Origin of the sequence: Serratia sp. 506_PEND, assembly GCF_001076875.1 — a bacterium.
Lineage (GTDB): Bacteria > Pseudomonadota > Gammaproteobacteria > Enterobacterales > Enterobacteriaceae > Serratia > Serratia marcescens.
In genome coordinates this window covers 1-4669 of record NZ_JVEL01000222.1, presented here as the reverse complement: position 1 = coordinate 4669, position 4669 = coordinate 1, and the positions used below count along the sequence as shown (strand labels likewise).

Genomic DNA, 4669 nt, shown 5'->3' with positions numbered 1-4669 from the left:
CGGCGCGTCCGCCGGCCCCATGCAAAGCAACGCCGCCACTGCGGCGCTGGTGGCCGAAAGCCTGGGCGTGCCGCGCAGTGATATGGTGATCTTGGGGAAACCGCGCGATACCGAGCAAGAGGCCGCTCAGGTCGCCAAGTTGGTCGGCGAGCAACCGTTCATTCTGGTGACCTCCGCCAACCATCTGCCGCGCGCCATGCGTTTCTTCAAGGCTAAGGGGCTGCACCCGATCCCGGCGCCGGCCAATCAGTTGGCTATCGACTCGCCGCTGAATATCTGGGATCGCGCCACACCGTCGTCAATGTTCCTCGGCCATACCGAGCGCGCCTGGTATGAAACGCTGGGTAGCCTGTGGCAATGGCTGAAGGGCGCAGATAGCGCCGGCGCAGAGTAAAGCCCGTTCAGCCGGCCAGCCAGGGCAGCAGCTGTTGCGACGCATAATCGAACGGCCGCCGCTCCAGCTTGCCGGTATGGATCAAACGCCCTACCGCTTCCCATACCGCATATAGCCAGCGCCGCGCCAGGAAAGCGTCGGCGACCGGCGCCCGCTGCAGATAGTTGAACAACAGCTGGCTGGGCATGCCCGCCTCGCAGAGGCGGAAAAGATCGTATTCGCGCGGCGCCCACAGCACTACGCCGGGGTTGAGCATCGCCAGCAGTTGATCGCTTTTGGGATCTTTCAGCATGCTGCGCAGCGATAAGTTACCGTGCACCAGAACACAGGGATCATCGAAGCCGACGAAGAAATGGGTCAGCGTTTCACGCGTGCGGTACAGCAAACGCCGATCCGCCATGGTCAACTGCGGGGTGGTGAGATTGACCACCGTCGCCCACAACACTTCGACCCGCTGTTGATACCAGCAAAACCAGTCATTCTCCTGCGTACTGTCAACGGTGCCGACGCTGCCATGGCTGTCGATGCGGTGCCAGGCCAATATCCCGTCAACGATCTGCTCCATCAGCATATTCCAGCGATCCGGCGAGCGCGTCGGCGCCTCAACCGACACGCCGCGCAGGCGCTCGATCAGCAGGATTTCCGTATACGGCGCCTGGTGGGTGCATACCACGCCATACACCGTAGGCAGGCGAATATCCCCGTCGCGCGCCAGCATCGACAGCTTGTACGCCTCCTGCTGGGCGATGCCCCGACAGATAAAGCTTTTCGCCATCAACGGGATCGCGTTGCCCTGCCGATCGTACAGCGAATACATATGCGCATAAGGCTGTTCGCTCACCCGCTCCAGCCGGCTGATGGACTCACCCAGCACAATGCTCAGTTCGGCGCGTAACTGCTCCATAAGGCATTCACCTCAGGCTAATTAGGGGGGATGCGTAACATCATCAAACGGCGAGCGGAAAAATTCTTCAACGCAGATCAACAAAACGGGGATCAATAATGGGGGTGTTGCATCGTCGGCGCGTTGCGCGGCGCGCCGACGAAATCAGGCTCAGGGTTGAATGCTGTCGCGCACGCGCTGGAGGTCTTCCGGCGTATCGACCCCCACGCTCGGGATCGCTTTCGCGACCGCCACGTGGATCTTTTCACCGTACCACAGCACGCGCAGCTGTTCCAACAGCTCGATCTGCTCCAGTTGGCTCGGCGCCCAGCTGACGTAGCGGCGCACGAAGCCCGCTCGGTATGCGTAGATGCCGATATGACGCAGCAGGCTGTCGCCGATGCTCTCTTTCGACGCGGCGAAACGCTCGCGATCCCACGGAATGGTGGCGCGTGAGAAATAGAGCGCGTAGCCCTGCGCGTCCATCACAACCTTCACCGCGTTGGGGTTGAAAGCCTCTTCGGCGCTCTCGATCGGCACCGCCAGCGTCGCCATGCCGGCCTGGCTGCCCGCCAGGTTCTCCGCCACCTGCCGCACGATCACCGGTGGGATCAGCGGTTCGTCGCCCTGCACGTTAACGATGATCTGATCGTCGGCAAAGCCGTAGTGCGCGATCACTTCCGCCAGACGCTCGGTGCCGGAATGGTGATCTGGGCTGGTCATGCACACTTCGCCGCCGGCGGCTTCCACCGCTTTGGCGACTTCAGGATGATCGGTCGCCACGATGACGCGGCTGGCGCCGGACTCACGGGCGCGTTCCATCACGTGCACCACCATCGGCTTGCCGCGAATATCGGCCAGCGGTTTGCCCGGCAAACGGGTTGAGGCGTAGCGGGCGGGAATAATAGCGATAAAACTCATGCGTGCTTCTCATCCAGCGACAGCGCACGCGCTTCATTTTCCAACAGTACCGGAATGCCGTCACGCAGCGGGTAAGCCAACCCGTCCGCTTTGCACACCAGCTCCTGGTTTTCTTTATTGAAATAGAGTTTGCCGTTGCATACCGGGCAGGCAACGATTTCGAGTAAACGGTGGTCCATGCATCCTCCGCTAGGGGATAGGTCATCTGGGAAAGGCAGTGAGGATAGCATAACGCCCGGCCTCAGGTTAATCATCGGCAGCGCCAACCCGCCGATATTTCCTCACTGCGTCGGCGTGACAGCTTGAACTGCGGCGCATCCCGGCGTAGAATTTTGTGATACAAATCACAAAAAGGCAGTGATACGTGATCAAACGTCTGCATAAAATCATCGCTCTGTTCGCTAACTTCAGCCACTGAGCCCCTTTGTAACGAGCGACGCTTCACTTCGTTTTACCCCACCGACGGCGTCGCTCGTTATCCCACTTCCCAGCCGGCACCCCATTCAGCGGCCAACGCCGCCGGAATATCGCCCAGCGCGACCCGTTGCGCACCGTGCCATTTGGCCGTGCGCGCGATGGCCTGCCGGATATCCTGCGTTCGCTGTTTGCCGAAGCGCACCTGCGGCTCCGCATGGAAACTGATGATCTCGAAGATGCCCTGGCGACGGTGCGCCTTGGCGTCAACCCGCCCCACCAGCTCGCCCCGATGCAGCACCGGCAACGTGAAGTAACCGTAGCGGCGTTTTTCTTTCGGCGTGTAACACTCCAGCCGATAGTCAAAGTTGAACAGTTCGAGCGCCCGGCGGCGATCCCACACCACCGGATCAAAAGGCGACAGCAGGCTGGTGACCGTCGATTTCAATTTGCCCTGCTCCGCCAGCGGCAGCAGTTCCGCCAGTGATTCATGCACATAGAACTGCCCTTCCAGCCCCTCTACCTGCACCGGCGAAATTTCCCCCTGCGCCTGCAGCTCTGCCAGCAAGGCTTTTGGTGCCACGCGTTTCAGCCGATAATAATCCGCCAACCATTCGGCGCGAAAAATGCCCAGATAGCGGCAGGTGCGATGCAGCATCTGCCGGCGCGCCCGCTCCGCAGGCAGCGCATGACGCGCATCGTCCCAGGCCGGCAGCAGCCTTTCGGTCAGATCGTAAACCCGGTGGAAGTTGCGACGCTCGGCCACCATCAGCTTGCCGGCGGTAAACAGGATCTCCAGGTGTCGTTTCTCCGGTTTCCAATCCCACCACCCGCTGTTGCCTTTCTTCTCGGCGCTGAAATCGGCGGAACGCACCGGCCCCTGTTGTTCGATGTGCCGCAGCAGGTTGTCCATCGCGGCCTGGTGCTGCTGCACCCAGTCGGCCGAGTATTTCCAGCCCATATCATACGGCGCCAGCATGCGGTGGCGCAGCAGACCAAAATCTTCGATCGGCAGGAAACAGGCCTCGTGCGCCCAATACTCGAACAGTTTGCGGCCGGCGAGCGCCTGCTCAAGCCACTCCGGCTGATAGGTTCCCAAACGGCTGAACAGCACCAGATACGGGCTGCGAGCGACGACGCTAATGGTATCGATTTGTAACAGCCCCATGCGCTGGATCGCGCTCACGACGTCATCGGGCCGAGCCTGGCGTTTAAGCGGAGAAAGCAGCCCCTGGGCGGCAAGGTGCAACGCGCGAGCGGCGGTAAGGGAAATGGTCGGGGTGGTCATCCTGATATCCGTGGCGAGTAGGCAATGGCCTGATAATAGTGGATATCGCGGGATTTATCTTCGCCAGTGCTTGCGGGTGGCGACACCGGCACTGGCGAGGAAGGAGGATGCGATCAGAACGCGATAACGTCTGCCGCGGACAGCCCATGCGAGCTGCGATAGATCGAGAACTCAACGTTCTGACCTTCGTTCAACGACTTATTTTTGGTGTTGGCGATAGCGTTGCGGTTGACATAGATTTCGTCGCTGCCATCTACCGGTGAAATAAAACCATAGCCTTCGGCCTGATTAAACCATTTCACACGACCCATTTTTAACACAGTATTTTTAAACATAACTTATATCCTTTTACTTGAGCATCCTTGACAACGTCATTTTTTATATTGTCTGGACGCTACCAGCCCATCCTAAAGTTTTTCGTAACAAACCTCTCGTGAGCAAAAAAATAAAAAACCCGCACTAAGGCGGGCTTGTTGAACTTAATATCTTCCGCATGACTCAGCGCTGAAGCGTCACCATGGTTGTATTAAGATCTCTTTATACGCGTTCCCTGTCTTCTTACAGAGCAACTACGTTGGCGGCAGCCGGCCCGCGCGGGCTGTCCTGGATGGTGTACTCGACACGCTGGCCTTCAGCCAGGGTCTTGAAACCGTCGGTCATGATTGCGGAGAAGTGTACAAATACATCTTTGCCGCCGTCGTGCTGCTCAATGAAACCAAAACCTTTGCTTTCGTTGAACCACTTAACTTGACCAGTCTTCTTAGACATT

7 protein-coding genes are annotated in these 4669 nt (G+C 59.0%); 1 reads left to right on the top strand and 6 read right to left on the bottom strand.

The features are described 5' to 3' along the window. A partial coding sequence (locus tag ADK28_RS05695) for an ElyC/SanA/YdcF family protein (RefSeq protein ID WP_048795134.1) occupies positions 1 to 394 on the top strand: 394 nt, incomplete at its 5' end. Between the two features lie 7 nt (positions 395 to 401). On the opposite strand, the gene ADK28_RS05690 is transcribed toward ADK28_RS05695, so the two are convergent. From ADK28_RS05690 to cspE, 6 genes are all read right to left on the bottom strand, one after another. Next, positions 402 to 1298, bottom strand: coding sequence for a YcbJ family phosphotransferase (locus ADK28_RS05690; protein WP_048795133.1), 897 nt, complete (start codon positions 1296 to 1298; stop codon positions 402 to 404). A gap of 150 nt (positions 1299 to 1448) precedes the next feature. Continuing rightward, positions 1449 to 2198 carry a 3-deoxy-manno-octulosonate cytidylyltransferase gene (gene kdsB / locus ADK28_RS05685; RefSeq protein WP_048795132.1) on the bottom strand — a complete coding sequence of 250 codons (750 nt, stop codon included), beginning with the start codon at positions 2196 to 2198 and terminating at the stop codon, positions 1449 to 1451. Further along, positions 2195 to 2377, bottom strand: a complete 183-nt coding sequence (locus tag ADK28_RS05680) for a Trm112 family protein (protein ID WP_004928237.1) — start codon at positions 2375 to 2377, stop codon at positions 2195 to 2197. Before ADK28_RS05680 ends, kdsB begins: the two co-directional genes overlap by 4 nt. A 296-nt stretch (positions 2378 to 2673) precedes the next feature. Beyond that, positions 2674 to 3900 (bottom strand): winged helix-turn-helix domain-containing protein, encoded by a 1227-nt coding sequence (locus tag ADK28_RS05675; protein WP_048795131.1) that lies wholly within the window; start codon positions 3898 to 3900, stop codon positions 2674 to 2676. Positions 3901 to 4013: 113 nt separating this feature from the next. Continuing rightward, positions 4014 to 4235, bottom strand: a complete 222-nt coding sequence (locus ADK28_RS05670; protein ID WP_004928241.1) for a cold-shock protein — start codon at positions 4233 to 4235, stop codon at positions 4014 to 4016. Positions 4236 to 4458: 223 nt separating this feature from the next. After that, the gene (gene cspE / locus ADK28_RS05665) at positions 4459 to 4668 is read right to left on the bottom strand and encodes a transcription antiterminator/RNA stability regulator CspE (protein WP_004928244.1); all 210 of its coding nucleotides are present in this window, start codon (positions 4666 to 4668) and stop codon (positions 4459 to 4461) included. Position 4669 lies beyond the last annotated feature (1 nt).

Excerpts from the sequence above, each read along its gene's own strand:
- ADK28_RS05690 (WP_048795133.1), bottom strand. The coding sequence starts at position 1,298 with ATGGAGCAGTTACGCGCCGAACTGAGCATTGTGCTGGGTGAGTCCATC.
- kdsB (WP_048795132.1), bottom strand. The coding sequence starts at position 2,198 with ATGAGTTTTATCGCTATTATTCCCGCCCGCTACGCCTCAACCCGTTTG.
- ADK28_RS05680 (WP_004928237.1), bottom strand. The coding sequence starts at position 2,377 with ATGGACCACCGTTTACTCGAAATCGTTGCCTGCCCGGTATGCAACGGC.
- ADK28_RS05675 (WP_048795131.1), bottom strand. The coding sequence starts at position 3,900 with ATGACCACCCCGACCATTTCCCTTACCGCCGCTCGCGCGTTGCACCTT.
- ADK28_RS05670 (WP_004928241.1), bottom strand. The coding sequence starts at position 4,235 with ATGTTTAAAAATACTGTGTTAAAAATGGGTCGTGTGAAATGGTTTAAT.
- cspE (WP_004928244.1), bottom strand. The coding sequence starts at position 4,668 with ATGTCTAAGAAGACTGGTCAAGTTAAGTGGTTCAACGAAAGCAAAGGT.